Origin of the sequence: Micromonospora sp. NPDC049175 (assembly GCF_043197345.1) — a bacterium.
In the GTDB taxonomy this organism is placed as follows: domain Bacteria; phylum Actinomycetota; class Actinomycetes; order Mycobacteriales; family Micromonosporaceae; genus Micromonospora.
The window spans coordinates 846734-866204 of sequence record NZ_JBICSY010000001.1 but is presented as its reverse complement, the minus strand read 5'-3'; the positions used below and the strand labels follow the sequence as shown (position 1 = coordinate 866204).

Here is a 19471-nt window from a genome sequence, read left to right as displayed (position 1 = left end):
GCCCGGCCTGCCCCGAACTGCCCCGTTAGCCCGAATCCCCGCCCACCCCACCCGCCCTCCTGTCCGCCTCCCGCCACCCCACTCGCGCTCCCGCCACCCCACTCGCGCTCCCGCCACCCCCGCACCCCCGCACTCCTGCGGCCCCTGGCACCCCCAACCCAGACGATCATGGAGTTGTGGTGGGCGGTAGGTGCCTTTTCGGCTGTTTCATGGGGCACCACGACTGCTTGATCGACACAGGCGGTCGATGCCAGCGGGACGCACGCGGTCGACGGGGGCGGTCGACGCGGGCGGGCGCAGGCTCGACGTAGGCGGGACGCGGGCGGTCGATGCCAGCGGGACGCAGGCGGCGATGCCGGCGCGGCGCGGGCGGGCTTGCGGGCCGGCGAGTTCGCGGGTTGGGCGGGCGGGTGTGGGGCGAGGTGGGGTGTGTCGGGGGGTCGGGCGGAGGTCGGGGGGTTAACGTGATCCACCATGGCGGGGCGATACGGCGAGGACGTGTTGGCGGGGGACTGGCGGCGGCGGAAGGTCACCCCCGAGGTGGACGCCGAACCGGATCTCGTGGTCGAGGACGCCGACTCCGGGTTCTGCGGGGCGGTGGTGGGCTTCGAGGCCGGCGCGGTCGTGCTGGAGGACCGGCATGGCCGACGGCGCAACTTTCCGTTGCTGCCGGCGGCGTTCCTGCTCGACGGCAGCCCGGTGACATTGCGCCGTCCCGCCCGCGCGCCGGTACCGGCGGCCCGTCGACGGACCGCGTCCGGTTCGGTGGCGGTCGACAACGTCCGCGCCCAGGTCGCCAAGGCGAGCCGGATCTGGGTGGAGGGCATCCACGACGCGGCGCTGGTCGAGCGGATCTGGGGCGACGACCTGCGGATCGAGGGCGTCGTCGTGGAGCCGCTGGACGGCATCGACGCCCTCGACGCCGAGGTACGCGACTTCGGCCCCGGCCCGACCCGACGGCTCGGGGTCCTCGTAGACCACCTCGTGCCGGGCAGCAAGGAAAGCCGGATCGTGGCCCGGGTCAACTCGCCGTACGTGCTGGTGACCGGCCATCCGTACGTGGACGTGTGGCAGGCGGTCAAACCGGCGGCGCTGGGTATCGCCGCGTGGCCGGTCGTGCCGCCGGGGCGACCGTGGAAGGAGGGCGTCTGCGCGGCTCTCGGGGTCGCCGAGCCGGCCGACATGTGGCGGCACATCCTGTCCCGGGTCAACAGCTTCGCCGACGTCGAGACGCCCCTGATCAACGCCATGGAACGCCTCATCGACTTCGTCACCGAAGCCCCCTGAGCGCCGGATCCGAAGCCGCCTGACCGCCGGATCCGTGGCTCCCTGAGCGCCGGATCCTTCCGGTGGTGGGTCAGGGGACCTCGTCGGGGCTGCGCGTGAAGACGAACGTGGCGATGTCGACCGCGACCGCCCGTCCGCTCTCGTCGCGCAGCACCGACAGGATCTCGCCGTTCTCCGGGCCGGATCGTCCCCGCCAGCGGTCCGTCCCCTCGGCGCCGAACCGGCTCACCCGCTCACCGCGTACGTGGGCCACCAGGTCACCGGCGTCCCAGCTCAGGTCCAGCGAGGTGCCCATCCACCACCAGCGGCCGGTCAGCTCGGCCAGTTCGGGGGCGGGCGCGGCGGTGGCCGGCAGCCACGGCTGCGGGAGCGCCGGCTCGGCGTCCAGCACTGTGGTCAGCAGCCGACGGCCGAGCCCGGTGATGGGGAAGCCGTAGGAGTTGGCGAAGCCGACCACGGCGGTACGGGTGGGGCGGTGCACCATCAGGGTCGCCACGTACCCGGGCATCGAGCCGCCGTGCCCGACGTACACGCGCTCGCCGTCCCGGTAGAGCTCCAGCCCCAGGCCGTGCCCGCCGGTCCAGGAGTCGGGGTCGGTGATCGCCACGGGCGCGCACATCTCGGTGATCGTCCCGGCGGCCAGCACCGACGGGTCGGGGTCGGCCAGGAACGCTGCCCACCGGCCCAACTCTTCGACCGTCGACCAGAGCTGCCCGGCGGGGGCCATCGCGCCGGTGTCGGTACGCGGCTCCTCGCGCAGGGTGCCGTGCCAGGGGTGGACGACGTAGCCCCGGGCGAACGGCTCGGTGGCCGCGTAGGTGGTGCGGCGCAGGCCCAGCGGGCCAAGGATCCGCTCGTGGAGCAGGTCGACCCAGGGCTTCCCGGTGAGTCGTTCGAGCACCCCGCCGAGCAGCCCGTACGCCAGGTTGGAGTAGTGGTACGTCGTGTGTGGGGGGTAGGCGATCTTGCCAGCGCTCACGCCGGCGAGCAGCGTGGTCAGGTCGGTGCCCGCGGCCCGTTCCCACCAGTCGCCCTCGGGTTCGCGCTGCATGCCGCTGGCGTGCCCGAGCATCTGGCGCAGGGTGAGCTGACCGACGCCGGTGCCCGGCAGGTGTTCTTCCAGCTCGTCGTCGACGGCGAGGCGGCCGGCGTCGCGCAGTTGCATGATCAGGGTCGCGGTCATCGTCTTGCTGATCGAGCCCAACCGGTACTGGAGGTCGGCGTCCGGGCGGGGGTGTTCGCCGGCGCTGGCCAGGTGCACCAGCGCGCCGTCGCAGACCACGCCCAGCACCAGTGCCGGGGTACGACAGTCGAGCTGCGCCTGGGCGACCTGGGCGTCGATCCGGCGGGTGGTCTCGGGCAGCAGGGTCAACGGGACCTCCTCGGTCGGGCCCGGATCTTTGTCGAAAACGGGCCGCGTCGAGCCTACTGATCTTCCTGGGGAGGCCGCGCGTGCATATACGTGTCACGATCGTGGTGTGGACGCGGTGGTGTGGATCGTATTGGGTGTGCTGCTGGCCGTCGCCGAGATCTTCACGACGACTCTATTTCTGATCATGTTCGCGGCTGGCGCGTTCGCCGCTGGCGGCGCCGCCGCCCTGGGCGCGCCGGTAGCGGTGCAGGCGCTTGTCTTCGCGGTGGTGTCGGCGCTGAGTCTGTTGGTTGCCCGGCCGGCCCTCCGACGGCACCAGCGGTCGTCGCTGGAGAGCGGCGAGCAGCCGTTCGGCCTGGAGGCGATCGAGGGTTCCACGGCGCTGGTGCTGGAGCGGGTGGACGCGGACCAGGGCCTCGTCAAGATCGACGGTGAGCTGTGGAGTGCCCGCTCGTACGACACGACGCAGACGTTCGACCCCGGTCAACGGGTGCGGGTGATCAAAGTCCGGGGCGCGACAGCCCTGGTGTGGCAGGACGATATTTCTTCCGCCGGCGAGCTGCCGGAAGCGAGAGGGTGAACGGGATGACCTTAATCGGGGTGCTGGTGATCGCGGTGGCGTTGATCGCCGTGATAACGCTGGCGAAGGCGGTGCGGATCGTGCCGCAGCAGCGCCAGGACGTGGTGGAACGGCTCGGCAAGTACAAGCGCACCCTCAGCCCCGGCCTCAACCTGCTGGTGCCGTTCATCGACGCGGTGCGTACGAAGGTCGACATGCGGGAGCAGGTGGTCAGCTTCCCGCCGCAGCCGGTGATCACCTCGGACAACCTGGTGGTCTCGATCGACACGGTCCTCTACTTCAAGGTGGTCGACTCGGTCCGGGCGACCTACGAGATCTCCAGCTTCCTCCAGGCCATCGAGCAGCTGACCGTCACCACGCTGCGTAACGTGATCGGCTCGTTGGACCTGGAGCGCGCGTTGACCAGCCGGGACGAGATCAACCGGCACCTCTCCGGGGTGCTGGACGAGACCACCGGCCGGTGGGGCATCAAGGTGACCCGGGTGGAGATCAAGGCGATCGAGCCGCCGGCGAGCATCCGTGACTCGATGGAGAAGCAGATGCGCGCCGAGCGGGACCGTCGCGCGGCGATCCTCACCGCCGAGGGCCACAAGCAGTCGGTGATCCTCACCGCCGAGGGTGACAAGCAGTCGGCGGTGCTGCGGGCCGACGGTGACCGGCAGGCGCGGATCCTGCAGGCCGAGGGTCAGGCGAAGGCGATCCGGACGGTCTTTGACGCGATCCACCAGGCGAACCCGAGCCAGAAGGTGCTCGCCTACCAATACCTGCAGGCCCTGCCGCAGATCGCCCAGGGCAGCGCCAACAAGGTCTGGATCGTCCCGGCCGAGCTGACCAAGGCGCTCGAGGGGATGGGTGGCGCGCTCGGCGGGTTGAGCCAGATGGTGGGGGATCTTCCCGCGCCGGAGGCGGCCGAACACGCGAGCCGGGTCGAGCAGGAGGCCGCGGAGGCGGCGCAGGCCGCGGCGGACGCCGCCCAGCAGATCCACGACGAGGTACGCGTCGCCGAGGCCCAGGCCACCGGCGGCAACAAGCCGCAGGGGCTGCCCGCGCCGGAGCCGGTGTCTCCGGCCAGCCTGACCGAGGACCCGGCCGACCAGCGCGAGCGCGGCTGACCGGTACGCCGGCACGACAGGGTGTGTCGACGCCTCGACCGAGGCGTCGACTCCCGGCCTTAATGCGAGAAAGACTCATGGGGCGCTCCGAGGCCTGCCACGATCGGTCCTAGGACGGGTGGTGACCAGGCAATCGGGGCGCCCCGGCGCGTTCCGCACCACTCGCGGACGAGCGAGGTGACGCATGAAGGATCCGGCGAATCGGATGTGGTCCTCGGCCCCGGTGCCCGGCGCGCACGACCCGGTCGCCCCGCTGGGCTCCCGCAGCACCGGTGGCGGGTTCGGCGTACTGCCGTTCGTCGACGAGCCAACCCCGGGCGGCCCGGCCACGAACGCCAGTTGGGCCTGGTCGGTACGCCGGTTCGCGCGGGCGGCCGTGTGGCTGCTGCCCGCGTACGCCATCCTCTACGGCGCGGTGGCGATGGCCAGTGACGGTGGGGTGGGCAACGACCCCTATCCGGCCGACGGCCGGGCGGTGTACCTGATCGGTTGGGTGGCCGCGGTCTGGCTGGGCCTGCTCGCGCTGCTGGCCCTCACCGGGCTGCTGGCGGCGACCCGCAGCCGCCGGGTGGCCGCCGCCGGGCTGCTGGTCAGCATCGCCGGCACCGTGCTGATGCTGCCCTTCGCCGGGCTCGCCGAGCAGACGCCGGTCTTCGGGACCACCGCGCGGGCGCTCGTGCTGCTCGGCGCGACGTTCTACAGCGTGGGATGGTTCCTCACCGGGTGGGCGGTGGCCCGTTCGGGCACCTTCAGCCTCGGCGACGGCGTCATGCTGATCATCGCCGCGCCCCTTCTCGGCCTGGGCGGCGCGCTCATCGGTTCGCTCCAGACGTTCGGGGCGATCTTCGTGCTGATCGCCGGCATCGGTATCGGCTATCGCTCCGGCCGCCTGATGCCCCGGGAAACCGCCCGCGACGCGGCCAGCGCCAGCCTCTCCACCCCGGCCCCGCCGCCCGCCGCCCCGGGCGGGCCTATTTCCGCCGCCTGATTGGCGCCGCGAAACTCCGCCACGACGGCTGGCGCATAAGCCGGAACTACTTTGTTCGCAGCCCGATAGCGGAGAATGGCGTTCTTCGAACTGTCGGATCCTTGACGCCTGGCTGTTGCCGGCGCCGGCCATGTCAGCCATTGTCGACGCCGCTGTCGTCAATCCTCGACAGCGGCGAGGTGGCTGGCGCGTTCGCCGCGGACGACAATTCAGTCGACGTGCGGTGGGCGTCGTCGCTGGTGGGGGCAGGGCTGGGCGGACCGGATCGCGCCGTGGCGGCGGCCGAGCGCCGGTCCGTTCGTCGTGACGCCGACTCCGCCGGGCGGGGATCCACCCAGGGCCCGGGCGTGTGGCTCCGGAAAGCACACAGCCCATGCCGCCCCGTCCCAACGGCGTGGTACGGGTCCGTTTGGTCATTGTCGAAGGACGCAACGTGGAGGTGACCCAGTCGATGAGCCGTGCCACCATTGGTGCTCAATTCACGGCGATGTCGACATTCCTGGAGCAATATCGTGGCTGCGTTTCCCCGATTGACCGTGCTGCTCTGCGATAGTGACGACGCCGCCGCGGGGCGGCTCTACCAGGAACTGACCTCCAGCACTCTGGTGGAGCGGGTGGTGGCGGTCGGAAGTCTGGCCGACGCCGTTCGTGAGGCGGGCACGGGCACATTCGACGTGATCGTCGTCGATCCACTCAGCACCGATCTGGTGCAGGCCGGCAGGTTCGCGCTGTCCCGGTCGGGCGAGGGGGCGGCCGTGGTGCTCTACGTCGACCTGGCGCGCGTGGAGGAGCAGGCGGCGGCGTTCTACCACGGCGACCGGAGCCGCCTCCGGGATGCCTTCACGCTCGACAAGCGAACTCCACCCGACATGCTGGCGGACGAGGCCGACGCCGTCCTGACCAACTGCCAGGCGTTCCGGCTGCTCGCCACCAGCAAATCCAACGCGGACCGGCTCATCGGCGAGGTGCGCGACCGGGCGACCAGCAGCGGCGACGACGAATTGGGTCGGCTTGTCGACGACGTGGATCAGGCCCGGATCCTGGAACACGTCCGACCCGACCCGGGCCTGGTACGGCCGAAGGTCGCCAGCAACAGCGTTTTCCTGTCGTACCGGTTCAAGGAGGAGGACGGGTACGTCCGCGGCCTCAGCGGATTGTTGGAGGACAACGGTTTTACCGTGATCACCGGTCGGGCCGCGGACGGGTACGTGGGAATGGCGGTGCTCAACCGGATTCGGGAGTGCGAGTTCTTCGTCTCGTTGATGACCCGGTCCCGGCAATTCGCCGAGCCCGGAGAGAAGTTCGCGACCAGCGCCTGGTTGATCGAGGAGAAAGGCGCCGCCCTCGCCTTCAGCAAGTACATGGTGCTGCTGGTGGAGGAGGGGGTGGACGACATCGGTGGGCTGCACGGCGACTGGCAACGGCACCAGTTCACCGCGCCGACGTTCACCACGGCGGCCCGCGCCGCCGTCCAGCAGTTGCGCAACCGCAGCGGTCGGTCGGACTGAGCCGGCCCGCGACGATTTCACACGCCGGTGACCGAGGTGGCCGTTCGGTCGGATAATGCAGTCTGATGGCCAGTGTTAGTGGGTCTTTATGTCTGCTAGTTCTGCCGGAAGAGGTGCTGTGCTTACAGATCGCGAAAGTACTCGACGGTAATAAAGCCATTGTTCTACGTCATTGCCCTACCATCAGGTCGACGGTAGCTCTGACTTCGTCGGAGGACGTTGTGACAGAGACGATCGGCGAGGCGGGCACGGGTGCCAACCTACGAGCGCAATCAGGTCCGACGGGTGACGCGACTCGCTGCCGGTCACCACACTTCGAGTGTGAGCGGCACCGCCGCGCCGCGCTGGCGGCCATCCACGCCGGCCGGCTGCCCCTCAAGTTCGCGTACGCCGGGAGCGCCGCACACACCCACGACGCCTACGCCCGCACCGACGACTACCTGAGCATGCTCGCCTCCGCCCGCCACGAAGCCGAAGCGCTGCTGGCCGCGCAGACGCTGACGGCCGGCGCGCTGGCCGTCGCCGAGATCGGCCCGGGCAACGGCAAGCGCAGCAGCGCCTTCCTCAACCGGCTGACAAGTCTCGGCCACCCCTGCCGGCGCTACCTCGCGTTGGACTTCAGCGCCACCCTGCTCGCCATCGCCTGTCACCGGTTGGCCCACTTCGCGGGTGGCCAGATGAGCGTTGACTCCCACGTGTGGGACATCGAGTCCGGCGCCTCCCAGGGTGTCGAGCGGTGGCGGCCGGGGCCTGAGCCGGTGGTCGCCTGCCTGCTCGGGCACACCCTCGGCAACCTGGAATGCCCCACCACGGCCCTGGCCAACATCCGTGCCTCCCTGCGCCCCCGCGACGTGCTGGTGCTGAGCGTGGTGGTGGGCCGGCCGGACGAGCCGGCGGAGACGGTGCTGGCGCCGTACCGCTGCCCGGAGTTCCGCAGCGCGGCCCTGGAGCCGCTGCTCGCCGCCGGCCTGCCCGAGGTCGACCTGGATTTCGTGCTGCGCTGGCGGGACGGGGCGGTGACCGGCGAGGCGGTGCTGCGACGGCCGGGTGTCCTGGACGGCACACGGCTGCCGGCGGGTCACCGCATCCGCTGCTTCCAGTCCCGCAGGTTCAGCTATCCCGACGTCATTGCCGCCGTTCGGGACGCAGGTTGGCGCATCCGGCACGCCGCGTTGGCGTCGGGGAGCCACCATTTGGTGATCACGGCGTCGCGAGGGTGAGGGAGTGGCGGACATGACCGAGCGAAAGGGGGCGCCTGACCGGGTTTCGCCCGTCGACCTGATCGACCGGGCGCGTCGGGCCAGCCTCTTCTATCGGGCCTCCTACGAGGGGACCGACCCGAACTGTGTCCGGCTGCCCGACGCGGCGATGGACGAGTTGGTGCAGGGGCTGGTCGCCGGGGTGCACGACGAGCTGTGTCAGATCGTCCCGTACACCACTGCTGGTCGTCCCGCCGATCCGTTCTCCCGGGCGCTGTTCCGTCAGTTGGCGCGGCGCGTGACGGTGCGCCGCATGTACCTCGTGCCGGGGGAGGACGTGGGCACGGGGGAGATCGACGAACAGTTGGCCGAGGACCGTGAGCACGATCTGGACGCGGTGATGGTGCCCATCTTCATCGCCGGCGACCTCCCGTTGGTGCCGATGACCGACATGTGGCTGATCGATGGCCAGGTGGTGGTCCGGCAGGAGGTGGGCGGGGACGGTCTGGCGTCCTGGGTGGTCAGTGGCCACTCCGAGGAGGTGACCCGGGCCCGCCTGCTCTGGGATCGTCTGATGAGCCGGTCCTGCCTCCCCGACCGGGGCCGGCCGCGCGAGCCCGGCCCCGAGCTCACCCGCTGGCTGCTCCAGTCGGCGAACATGGTGTACGCGATGGCGCCGATGTCCTGCGGGCCGTCCCACCTGGACAAGAGCAACTGCTCCTGGTACCACCAGTCGTGGCAGTACCTGCGCCTGTTCGACATGGTCAGCAGCCCGCAGTGGCACGCGGAGTTCTACGCCCGTCAACTGGCCGAGGCGGTCCGCCGGGGCGCGCGCCGGGTGCTGATCAGCGGCACCGCCGACTACACGATCCTCGCCTTCCTCCTGGAGGCGGTGCGGTCGGCGATCGGGGGCATTCCCCCCGACCTGGACGTGCACGTGCTCGACATGTGTCAGACACCGCTACTGGCCTGCGGCTGGTACGCCAAGCAGATCGGCGCCCGGGTCGAGGTGCACCAGGCCGACGTGACCTGCCCCGACGCGGTAGCCCGGATCGTCGAGGGCGGCCGGTTCGACCTGGTGTTGGCCGACGCGTTCCTGACCCGGTTCAACCGCGCCTCCGCGGACGCGGTGATCGGCAGTTGGTCCGCGTTGCTGAATCCGGGCGGCTCGGTGATCACCACCGTCCGGCTGCACCCGGGCAACGAGTGGCCGAAGGATGACGAGGAGCAGGACGGTCGCCACCGGGTGTCGGATCTCGTCGACGACTTCGAGCTGCGGTTCCGCGAGCGGGCCGCCGGTTGGCGTGGGCTGCTCTCCGTGGAGCTCGACGAGCTCGCCGGCGCCGCCCGCCGGTACGCGACGCGGATGGCCAGCCACGACCTCGGTGACGCCGACGAGGTGCGGGCCGCGTTCGACCGCGGCGGTTTCCGAGTGTCCGCTTCGGACGTAAAATCCGTCAACGGGGAGTTGGTCCGGACCCAGTACCTCCAACTGCGCGTGGACCTGCCCTGCGACAGCGGGAGGACTGGCGGTTAGCATCAACATGTCGTGGTGTCCTGGTTGACCCACGGTGATCGCCGAAGGGGGGGTCGGTGCCCGACTATTCGCCCTGGTTGGCCGTCAACGCTCTCGGTTCCGACCCGGGCGCGTACGAGTTGCTCACCGCGGCCCACAAGGACCTCACCACCCAGACGGCCCTGCTCGACGAGCGGCCCGCCGCGTTGCGGGTGCTCAGCGCGACGACGGAGTTCCGTGACGGCGTGGGGCACGAGCTTGTCGTGCGGGTGGAGGCGATGGGCCAACCCACCGAGGTGCGGATCGCCGAGAAGATCGTCCGGGCCACGACCACCGGCGACGGCGCGCACGGTGTCACGCCGTTGGTGCTTGTGGCGTACGCCCTGCAGAAGGATCCGTTCGGCTCCGGCTGGCGGCCCCGGCGGGTCGGGCACGCCGAGCCGCCCTCGGTCGAGGCGATGGAATACTACGCCCGACTGGACCGGCTGACCGACAGCTCCACACAGGTGGAACGGCAGCTCGAGGCCGGTCGGGACGTGGTGGTAATCGGCGAGCACGGCTGCGGCAAGTCCGCATTGGTGGCCAACATCGCCGACAAGCGGCGCGCCGACGACGGCGTCGTGTGGCTCAACCTCGCCGACCCGGCGGACGGTCCGGAGTCGATCGTGCTGGCCCTGCTGGAGCAGGAGCGTAGTCGTACCGGCCGTTACCTTGTCGTCCTGGAAAACCTGCACGCGAACCCGCTGGTGCTCAACGAGCTGTTCGACTGTGTGACCCGGCTGCGCTCGGACTTCGGGCTCGAGGTGCAGGTGCTCGCGACGAGCTACAAGGTGGCGGGCCCCAACCTCGCCGGTGGCGAACCCACCCGCGAGCTGCGTCAGGTCCTCGCCGAGGGCCGGCCGTTGGTCGGCCAACTGCTCGTCGACAGTGGCATCGACGAGGCGCACTGGCCGACGATCCGGCGCCTGGCGCAGGACGACGTGCACCTCGCGTTGACAGCCATCGACCTCTACGGACAGCGCGGCGCGGTGCCCACCGAGGCGGACCTGGAGGCGTACTACACCCGGCAGGTGACAAGCGACGACCAGCGCGAGGTGCTCTACCGCGTGGCCTGCCTGGGCGTGCTGGAGTTGCAGATGGCCGCCCGGGAGGCGGGCCCGTTGCGGCAGGCGCTCGAGCGGTTGCGCGACGACGGTCTCATCTACCAGGTCGACGGCGCCTACCTGATCGGCTCCCGCCGCCGGGCGCAACTGGTGATGAACCATGCCCGCCGGCACTGGAACGCCGACAGCCGGTGGAAGAGCCCCCAGCACAACGTGTGGCTGCACCTGCAGCGCGGCGGGGAGCGCCTGATGAAGGCGACGCTGAGCCGGCTCGACCAGTTGGTCTCACCGGACGCGGCGCGGACCGACACGCTGCACCTGCTGAGCACCTGGGAAACGCTGATCCGGCTCGGCCGTACGATGCGCAAACGCAGCACCGTGGACCCGTCCTGGGGCGACAACTCCGGCGCCGCCGTCTTCGCGGCGAGCGCGCTCAACCAGCTCAACCACGTCGACTCCTGGTGGACGATCGCCGGTGTGGTGCGGGCCCGCTGGAGCTACGACGCGCCTGACCACGGGTTGCCCGAGCCCACAGGCGACGTCACCGCCGACTACCAGGACTTCGTGAAGATCCAGCAGTCGATGGCGAAGGAGGACGCGATCCTCGGCGCGGCGCCGCACCTGGCCGGCATGCGCGCCGACGACCTGGACACCGGGCTGATGTACCGCAACTGGGTGCTCGGTCTCCTGCTGGGTTTCGAGGGCTCCGCTCCGGCCGTCCACCAGGATCAGGAACGCATCGACCGCCTGATCGAGGTGGCCCGCGAGGCCCAGGACGAGGACGGCTACTTCTACCCGGCACGGGTGCCGTGGGTGACCGCGCGGGTGATCCTCGGTCTGTGTCAGGCGAACCTGCGCATGGACCACCCGGTGGTCCGGGATGCCTGTAACTGGCTCCTGCGGCAGGTGTCCGAGGGCGGGTCGTTCGACAACTGGTGGCGCAGCGGCACCGGCACGTGGAACCGCGACGAGGCCACCACCGCCATGTGCCTCAGCGCCCTGCTGCGCGCCGGGGTGCCGATGCGACCGGAGATGGAGACCGCGCACGCCTGGCTGATGGGGCGGGAGGGGGAGTGGACCACCCGGGGGCGGGAGATCGACATGGCGCAGGCGTTGGAGTCGACACTGCTCTGCACCGGAGCCGCCAACGGCACCCGGGAACACCTCAAGACGCTCTTCCAGCGGATCGTCACCGAGCAGCGGAGCCCGACGCTGCTGTCCACCGCGCCCGAGGAGCGGTTGCGCATCCCGTTCGTGGCAGCCCAACTCGCCGACATCGTGTGGCGGATCGTGCAGTTGGAGAGCCTGAAACTGTTCGGCGACGTCATCAACCAGGGTCGGCTGGAGCCGTCCGAGCCAACGGAGGTTCCCGTGGTGCCGCACACTGTCGCGTCGTCCTCCGCCGGGGCGACGCTGTCCGGGCCTCAACTGCGTGCGTGGCAGCGCGGGTGCGAGCAGATCGAGGGGACCATCCGCGAACGGCTCGCCAAGCGCGACGGGCCGATGCGGACGCCGGCGGTGGAGAAGGTGCTCACGGAGCAGCGGGCCTACCGGGCTCAGGTCAATGAGCTGACCAGCCGGCTCGACGAGCACGCCGACCGAGAGCTGTTGGAGCAGATCGACGCGCTCGGTCGCCTGGTCTGCGGCGTCGCCTGGCCGGACCTGCCGTGGCCGGACGCGGGATCGGACCCGACCTCGTGAGCATCGCGGTGCCCGCGCCGTCCACGCTGAACTTCCTGGCCGGGCTCTTCGCCGGAGCCGGGATCAACATGCTCACGTCCGTCTCCACCGGCCCCGCGGGCACGGACGTCTCCACCGGCAAGATCGCGCTGGATTCGGCGCTCTGGGTGGTCGCCGCCGGCTTCCTGACCTGGGCGGCGCACCTGTTCCAGGCGGCCGAACGCGACGCCGACCTCTACATCGACCGTGACTTCAGCGAGCCCGAGAAGCAGGAGATCCGGCAGGAGTACCTGCGGCGGGCGTTGCGGCGGGCACGGCTGCCGTTGGCGATGACGGTTCTGGCGCTTGTGTGCGCCGTGCTCCTGTTGCCCGGTTTCATCCGCTGGAGCGGCGTACTGGGTGGTTGACGGTCGGGTCGCCGCCGCAGTTGTCGGTGAATTGCCTGACAATTGCCGCCCAGGCTGGCCGATTTCCGAATGTCGTGGCAATCCTGGGGAGCATGGCCGCCTCCCGCTCGCCGCTGTCGCGGCTGTTCACCGTGCTGCTCGCCGGCGTGTTGGCAGGGCTTGCCCTGGCCGTCGCCGCGCTCCCGGGCAACCTGCTGCTCGGGCTCGGCGCCCGCTCCGCGCTCGGCTCGTACGCCGCGTTGCCGGCCTCGCTGAAGACCCCGGCCACCCCGCAGCGCTCGTACCTGTACGCCAACGACGGTAAGACGCTGATCACCACGTTCTACGACGTGAACCGCACCGACGTCCCGTTGTCGGAGATCGCCCCGGTGATGCGGCAGGCGATCGTGGCGGCCGAGGACCGGCGTTTCTACGACCACGGTGGGGCGGACCTGCGTGGCCTCGCCCGCGCGCTCGTCGCGAACGTCAAGGGCGGCGGCACCGAGCAGGGCGGCTCGACGCTGACCATGCAGTACGTCCGCAACGTCCTGAAGACCGACCCCACCCGCACCGCCGAGGAGCGGGCCGCCGCCACCGACCCGACCGTCGGGCGCAAGATCCAGGAGATCCGGTACGCGAGCGCGCTGGACAAGAGCCTCGGCAAGGACGAGATCCTCGACCGGTACCTGAACATCGCCTACTTCGGCTCCGGCGCGTACGGAGTCGCGGCGGCCAGCCAGCGGTACTTCGGCAAGCCACCGGCGCAGCTGACCCTCGCCGAGTCGGCCCTGCTCGCCGGCCTGGTGCAGTCCCCGGACGCGTACAGCCCGATCAGCGGAGACAAGGACGAGGCGCTGACCCGCCGGTCGTACGTGCTGGACTCGATGGTCGCCACCAACGCGATCACCGCCGCGCAGGCCGCCCAGGCCAAGGCCGAGCCGCTGGCCCTGCACGCCACCGCCCAGCCCAACGGCTGCACCGCCGTGTCCCAGGGGCACGACGACTGGGGCTTCTTCTGCGACTACCTGCGCCAGTGGTGGCTGACCCAGCCGGCGTTCGGGGCAGGAGTCGCGGAGCGCGAGCAGGCCCTGCGCTCCGGGGGCTACACCGTGGTCACCTCGCTGGACCCGAAGATCCAGGCCACCGCGCAGAAGCAGGCCACAAAGGTCTACTCGTACGACAACAAGCGCGCACTGCCGATCGCGGCGGTCCAGCCGGGCACCGGGCAGGTGTTGGCGATGGCGGTCAACAGGCACTACAGCCTGGCCGACAACCCGGCCGGTCGGGCGAACTACCCGAACACCGTCAACCCGCTGATCTCCGGCGGGGCCAGCGTCGACGGGTACCAGGCGGGTTCGACGTTCAAGCTCTTCACCATGCTCGCTGCGCTGGAGTCGGGCCGTACCCTCTCCACCGGCTTCGACGCGCCCGCCAAGCTACCCACCCGGTACGCCGCCGAGGGGCCGGGTAGCTGCGACGGCCACTGGTGCCCGGCGAACGCCAACCCGGACTGGATGGACGGGTACCGGATGATGTGGGACGGCTTCGGCCGCTCGGTGAACACCTACTTCGTCTGGTTGGCCGAGCAGGTCGGCCAGGCCAAGGTGGTCGAGATGGCGCAGCGGCTCGGCATCACGTTCCGCGCCGACTCGGACGCCGCCTTCGCGAAGAGCAACGCCGCGAACTGGGGTTCGTTCACCCTCGGCGTGGCCGCCACCACCCCGCTTGACCTGGCCAACGCGTACGCCACGGTGGCCGCCGAGGGCACCTACTGCACGCCGGTGCCGGTGGTCTCGGTGACCGCGGCGAACGGCGAGAAGGTGCCGGTCGGGCAGCCGTCCTGCAAGCGCGTCCTCGACCCCGACGTCGCCCGTGCCGCGACCGACGCGGCTCGCTGTCCGGTGGGCCAGCAGTCGGCGTTCGGGCAGTGCAACGGCGGCACCGCCACCGGGGTGAACGACATCCTCGACGGCCGGCCGGTGGCCGGTAAGACGGGCAGCTCGGAGGAGAACTCCACGGAGACGTTCGTCGGTTTCACCCCGCAGGTCGCGGTGGCCGGCATCGCCGCCAACCCGGACGACCCGGCCGACTCGGTGGGCTCGGCCGTGCAGGGCAAGGTGATCGACGCGGTGGCCCGGGTCATCGCCACGGCCGTGCAGGGACAGCCGGAGAAGGCGTTCGTGGCGCCCAGCCACGAGCTGGCCGGTGACGCGCACCGCCCGGTGCAGCGCCCCGCGGTCCCGGACCGTCCACAGCCGCCCGCCACCGAGGAGCCCCGCTCGCCCCTGCAACGCTGGCTCGACCGCCGGGGCTGACCCCGCCCGCCCCCGCGATCTTGCACTTTCGGTTGCCGAATAGCGCACTAGTGCGGCATTTGTCGCAGCAGAAAGTGCAAGATCGCGGGAGGGGGCGCGGGCGCGGGGGCGGGGCGCGGGAGGGGGCGGGGGGCGGTTAGTGGTCTCGGCGGCGGGGGCGGTAGCTCGCGAGCGTCGACGGGATGCCGCGGCGAATGATGCCGGCCCAGTCGGTGTCGCCGCGCAGCACCGCCGCCGCGGTCTTGCGGGCCTGCTCGACGGTGAAGTGCGGCGGCAGCATCAGCTCGGCCGGGTCGACCAGGGCGTTGATGACCACCGGCCGGTCGGCGGCGAGTGCCCGCTCCCAGACCGCGGGCACCTGCTCCGGTGAGTCGACAAGCTCACCGTGCAGCCCGAGCACCTCTGCCCACTTGTGGTAGGCGATGTCCGGCAACTGCTGGCTGTCCGGGAACATCGGTGTCCCCTCCGTGGAACGCTGCTCCCAGCTCACGAACGCGAGGTCCCGGTTGTTGAGCACCAGCACCACGAATCGTGGGTCGGCCCAACCGCGCCAGTACTTCGCCACGGTGATCAGCTCGTTGACGCCGTTCATCTGCATGGCGCCGTCACCGATGAGCGCGACGAGCGGCCGGTCCGGGTGGGCGAACTTGGCGCTCAGCGCGTACGGCATGGCGCCGCCCATGGACAGCAGGGTGCCGGACAGGCTGGCCAGCATCCCGGGGCGGACCTGGAGGTGGCGGGCGTACCAGGCGGTGGTGGTGCCGCAGTCGACGGCGAGCAGCACGTCGTCGGGCAGCCGCTCGTTGAGGGTGTGGAAGAGCAGTTGCGGGTTGACCGGGTCGGCGCTCTGCTCGGCCAGGTCGCTCTGCACGCGACGCCACGCCGAGGTGGCCTCGGCGATCTCCGCCCGCCAGGCGGTCGGCCCGGGTCCGGGGCCCAGCTCGTCGAGCAGCGCCCGCAACGTGGGGCGGGCGTCACCGGTCAGGTTCACCTCGGTCGGGTACCGCAGCCCGAGTTGGGTGCCGTCCAGGTCGATCTGCACCGCGCGGGCCTGTCCGGGTGGCGGGTAGAACTCCGAGTACGGCATGTTGCTGCCCACGATCAGCAGCCGGTCGCAGCCGGTCATCAACTGCCAGCTCGGTCGGGTGCCGAGCAACCCGATCGCCCCGGTGACCCACGGCTCGCGGTGGTCGACGACTGTGAAACCGAGCAGGGCGGTGGCCACCCCGGCGCCGAGTCGATGGGCGATCTCGCGGACCTCCTCCTGCGCGCCCAGGGCGCCCTGCCCGACCAGCATGGCCACCCGCTGCCCGCCGGCGAGCACCTCGGCGGCCCGGCGCAGGTCGGCCTTCGGTGGCACGGTGGGAGTGCTGCTCGGCACGTTGCTGGTCTGGTAGTAGCCGTGCGCGTGGGGTGGGTCCGGGATGGCCGGCTCGTCCTGGATGTCCAGGGGGAGGATCAGGGCGGTGACGGTACGCCTGGCCAACGCGGTGCGGCACGCCCGGTCGACCAGGTGGCGTACCTGCGCCGGGTGGTCGAGTTGGGCGAGGAACGCCGCCGCCACGTCCTTGTAGAGGGCGAGCAGGTCGACCTCCTGGTAGTAGCCGCCGCCCTCGGCGGTGGTCGCGGTGTGCCCGACCAGGGCCACCACCGGTTGGTGGTCGAGCTTGGCGTCGTACAGGCCGTTGAGCAGGTGGATGGCACCCGGCCCGCTCGTCACCAGGGCGCAGCCCAGCGGCCCGCCGCCGTACTTGACGTGTGCCGACGCGGCGAAGCCCGCGGTCTCCTCGTGGCGGACCTGGATGAACTGGGTGCGACCCTGGGTGCGTTGCAGCGCGGACGTGAGGCCGTTGATGCCGTCGCCGGGGTAGCCGAAATAGCGGTGTACGCCCCAGCTCAACAGTCGCGACACGATGTGGTCCGCGACGGTGGGGTGCCGGGGCAGAGCGCCGGCTTCGCCCGGTCCGGTGTGCTCTGTGCTCACCTGGCTGGTCCTTCCCGTCGGGTCCGCTACTTCCCCGGTCGTTCCCCTTCTCCACCGGACAAAACACCCCACGGGTGGGCATCGGTGGGGGAGGTGTGCCGTCCGGCAGAATCGTCGGGTGCCCGTCCACCAGATCACCGACCCTGACGACGACCGCATCGCCGACTACCGTGCGCTCACCGACGTCGAACTGCGCACCCGCTGGGAGCCGCCGCACGGCCTGTTCATCGCCGAGGGGGAGCTGGTGCTGCGGCGGGCGTTGCGGGCCGGCTACCCGGCCCGGTCGTACCTGGTCGACGCCAAGCGCATCGACCAGCTCGCCGACCTGGACACCGGCGACGCGCCGGTCTACGCCGCGACGCCTGACGTGCTGGAACGGGCCACCGGTTTCCACGTACACCGGGGGGTGCTGGCGTCGTTCCACCGCCGGCCGCTGCCGACGGCGGCCGAGGTGCTCGCCACCGCACGCCGGGTGGTCATCCTGGAGGACATCAACAACCACACGAACCTGGGAGCGATCTTCCGGGGCGCCGCCGCGCTCGGCATCGACGGGGTGCTGTTGTCGCCGACCTGCGCCGATCCGCTCTACCGGCGCAGCGTCCGGGTCAGCATGGGCGAGGTCTTCGCGGTGCCGTACGCGAAGATCGAGCGCTGGCCCGACGGCCTGGACCAGGTGCGGGAGGCGGGCTTCTCGGTTCTCGCCATGACGTTGGCCCCGGACGCCGTACCCATCCAGCTGTTGGCGCAGGCGCAGCGCGAGCGGCCGGCGCTGCTGCTCGGCGCCGAGGGGCCCGGCCTCACCGCGGCGGCCCAGGCCGCCAGCGACGTCCGGGTGGTCGTTCCGATGCGCCGGGGCGTCGATTCGCTGAATGTCGCCGCGGCGGCGGCTGTCGCCTTCTGGGAGTTGAGCCGAGAGGACCCTGTCTGACGGCCCCTTCAACTTGCATGGCCATGCGTTCTATTGCATAATTTTCCCCGTGTCCAAGGTTCTCACCTCCCTGCCCTCCGGCGAACGTGTCGGCATCGCCTTCTCCGGCGGCCTCGACACCTCTGTCGCGGTCGCGTGGATGCGCGACAAGGGCGCCGTCCCCTGCGCCTACACCGCCGACATCGGCCAGTACGACGAGCCCGACATCGACTCGGTGCCCGGCCGCGCCCTCAGCTACGGCGCCGAGGTCGCCCGGCTCGTCGACTGCCGCGCAGCCCTCGTCGAGGAGGGCCTGGCGGCGTTGACCTGCGGGGCCTTCCACATCCGCTCGGGCGGACGGGCGTACTTCAACACCACCCCGCTCGGCCGGGCCGTGACCGGGACCCTGCTGGTGCGGGCGATGATCTCCGACGACGTCCAGATCTGGGGCGACGGCTCGACGTTCAAGGGCAACGACATCGAGCGCTTCTACAGGTACGGCCTGCTGGCCAACCCGATGCTGCGCATCTACAAGCCGTGGCTCGACACCGCCTTCGTCACCGAGCTGGGTGGGCGTAAGGAGATGTCCGAGTGGCTGCTCGAACGCGGCCTGCCCTACCGGGACAGCACCGAGAAGGCGTACTCGACCGACGCCAACATCTGGGGCGCCACGCACGAGGCGAAGACCCTGGAGCACCTCGACACCGGCATCGAGACGGTCAACCCGATCATGGGCGTCCGGTTCTGGGACCCGTCGGTGGAGATCCCGACCGAGGACGTCACCATCGGCTTCGACCAGGGCCGCCCGGTGACGATCAACGGCAAGGAGTTCGGCAACGCCGTCGACCTGGTGCTGGAGGCCAACGCCATCGGCGGCCGGCACGGCCTCGGCATGTCCGACCAGATCGAGAACCGGATCATCGAGGCCAAGAGCCGGGGCATCTACGAGGCGCCCGGCATGGCGCTGCTGCACGCCGCGTACGAGCGGCTGGTCAACGCCATCCACAACGAGGACACCCTGGCGAACTACCACAGCGAGGGTCGCCGCCTGGGCCGGCTGATGTACGAGGGCCGCTGGCTGGACCCGCAGGCGCTGATGCTGCGCGAGTCGCTGCAGCGTTGGGTGGGCACGGCCGTCACCGGCGAGGTGACGCTGCGGCTGCGCCGGGGCGAGGACTACTCGATCCTCGACACGACCGGCCCGGCCTTCAGTTACCACCCGGACAAGCTGTCGATGGAGCGTACCGAGGACTCGGCGTTCGGCCCGTCGGACCGGATCGGCCAGCTCACCATGCGCAACCTGGACATCGCCGACTCGCGGGCGAAGCTGGAGCAGTACGCGAACCTCGGCATGGTCGGCGGGGGGACCCCGCAGCGGATGGTCGGCGCCGCCCAGGCGGCCTCGACCGGGCTGATCGGCGCGATGCCGGAGGGCGGCGCGGAAGCCATCGCCTCCCGGGGTGTCGCCTCCGCCGCCGACGAGGCACTCGACCGGGCCGCCATGGAGTTCGGCGTCGACTGACCGAACCCGCGC

14 protein-coding genes are annotated in these 19471 nt (G+C 70.8%); 12 read left to right on the top strand and 2 right to left on the bottom strand.

The features are described 5' to 3' along the window. Positions 1-474: 474 nt before the first annotated feature. A complete protein-coding gene (locus ACGFH8_RS03525; protein WP_393362787.1) occupies positions 475-1287 on the top strand; it encodes a DUF3097 domain-containing protein in 813 nt (270 codons plus the stop codon). Positions 1288-1357: 70 nt separating this feature from the next. Here ACGFH8_RS03525 and ACGFH8_RS03520 read toward each other — a convergent pair whose 3' ends face one another. Next, positions 1358-2659, bottom strand: a complete 1302-nt coding sequence (locus ACGFH8_RS03520; protein WP_393362784.1) for a serine hydrolase domain-containing protein — start codon at positions 2657-2659, stop codon at positions 1358-1360. A gap of 106 nt (positions 2660-2765) precedes the next feature. Here ACGFH8_RS03520 and ACGFH8_RS03515 point away from each other — a divergent pair, with 106 nt between their 5' ends. The 9 genes from ACGFH8_RS03515 (at position 2766) to ACGFH8_RS03475 (ending at position 15046) form a co-directional block, all read left to right on the top strand. Next, entirely contained in the window at positions 2766-3239 is a 474-nt protein-coding gene (locus ACGFH8_RS03515; protein WP_393362781.1) for an NfeD family protein, read from the top strand. Between the two features lie 5 nt (positions 3240-3244). After that, positions 3245-4351 (top strand): SPFH domain-containing protein, encoded by a 1107-nt coding sequence (locus tag ACGFH8_RS03510; protein ID WP_393362778.1) that lies wholly within the window; start codon positions 3245-3247, stop codon positions 4349-4351. Between the two features lie 184 nt (positions 4352-4535). After that, positions 4536-5339, top strand: coding sequence for a hypothetical protein (locus ACGFH8_RS03505; protein WP_393362775.1), 804 nt, complete (start codon positions 4536-4538; stop codon positions 5337-5339). A gap of 512 nt (positions 5340-5851) precedes the next feature. Continuing rightward, positions 5852-6847 carry a hypothetical protein gene (locus ACGFH8_RS03500; protein ID WP_393362772.1) on the top strand — a complete coding sequence of 332 codons (996 nt, stop codon included), beginning with the start codon at positions 5852-5854 and terminating at the stop codon, positions 6845-6847. Positions 6848-7068: 221 nt separating this feature from the next. Continuing rightward, on the top strand, positions 7069-8067 hold the full coding sequence (locus ACGFH8_RS03495) for an L-histidine N(alpha)-methyltransferase (protein WP_393362769.1): 999 nt from the start codon (positions 7069-7071) through the stop codon (positions 8065-8067). 13 nt (positions 8068-8080) lie between these two features. Continuing rightward, positions 8081-9583 (top strand): class I SAM-dependent methyltransferase, encoded by a 1503-nt coding sequence (locus tag ACGFH8_RS03490; protein ID WP_393362766.1) that lies wholly within the window; start codon positions 8081-8083, stop codon positions 9581-9583. Positions 9584-9639: 56 nt separating this feature from the next. Continuing rightward, the gene (locus ACGFH8_RS03485) at positions 9640-12366 is read left to right on the top strand and encodes a prenyltransferase/squalene oxidase repeat-containing protein (protein ID WP_393362763.1); all 2727 of its coding nucleotides are present in this window, start codon (positions 9640-9642) and stop codon (positions 12364-12366) included. Further along, a complete protein-coding gene (locus ACGFH8_RS03480; RefSeq protein ID WP_393362760.1) occupies positions 12363-12752 on the top strand; it encodes a hypothetical protein in 390 nt (129 codons plus the stop codon). The genes ACGFH8_RS03485 and ACGFH8_RS03480 overlap by 4 nt, the downstream gene beginning before the upstream one ends. Before the next feature lie 26 nt (positions 12753-12778). Next, complete coding sequence (locus ACGFH8_RS03475; protein WP_393364472.1) at positions 12779-15046, top strand: transglycosylase domain-containing protein; 2268 nt, start codon at positions 12779-12781, stop codon at positions 15044-15046. A 136-nt stretch (positions 15047-15182) separates the two neighbouring features. Here the strand turns inward: ACGFH8_RS03475 and ACGFH8_RS03470 are convergent, their stop codons facing one another. Beyond that, positions 15183-17030, bottom strand: coding sequence for a thiamine pyrophosphate-requiring protein (locus tag ACGFH8_RS03470; RefSeq protein ID WP_393362757.1), 1848 nt, complete (start codon positions 17028-17030; stop codon positions 15183-15185). Between the two features lie 118 nt (positions 17031-17148). Between ACGFH8_RS03470 and ACGFH8_RS03465 the strand changes: the two genes are divergently transcribed. Both ACGFH8_RS03465 and argG read left to right on the top strand, forming a co-directional pair. Further along, positions 17149-17958 (top strand): TrmH family RNA methyltransferase, encoded by an 810-nt coding sequence (locus ACGFH8_RS03465; protein WP_393362754.1) that lies wholly within the window; start codon positions 17149-17151, stop codon positions 17956-17958. Between the two features lie 49 nt (positions 17959-18007). Beyond that, on the top strand, positions 18008-19459 hold the full coding sequence (gene argG / locus ACGFH8_RS03460; RefSeq protein WP_393362751.1) for an argininosuccinate synthase: 1452 nt from the start codon (positions 18008-18010) through the stop codon (positions 19457-19459). The last annotated feature ends 12 nt before the right edge of the window (positions 19460-19471 follow it).

Excerpts from the sequence above, each read along its gene's own strand:
- ACGFH8_RS03525 (WP_393362787.1), top strand. The coding sequence starts at position 475 with ATGGCGGGGCGATACGGCGAGGACGTGTTGGCGGGGGACTGGCGGCGG.
- ACGFH8_RS03510 (WP_393362778.1), top strand. The coding sequence starts at position 3,245 with ATGACCTTAATCGGGGTGCTGGTGATCGCGGTGGCGTTGATCGCCGTG.
- ACGFH8_RS03505 (WP_393362775.1), top strand. The coding sequence starts at position 4,536 with ATGAAGGATCCGGCGAATCGGATGTGGTCCTCGGCCCCGGTGCCCGGC.
- ACGFH8_RS03490 (WP_393362766.1), top strand. The coding sequence starts at position 8,081 with ATGACCGAGCGAAAGGGGGCGCCTGACCGGGTTTCGCCCGTCGACCTG.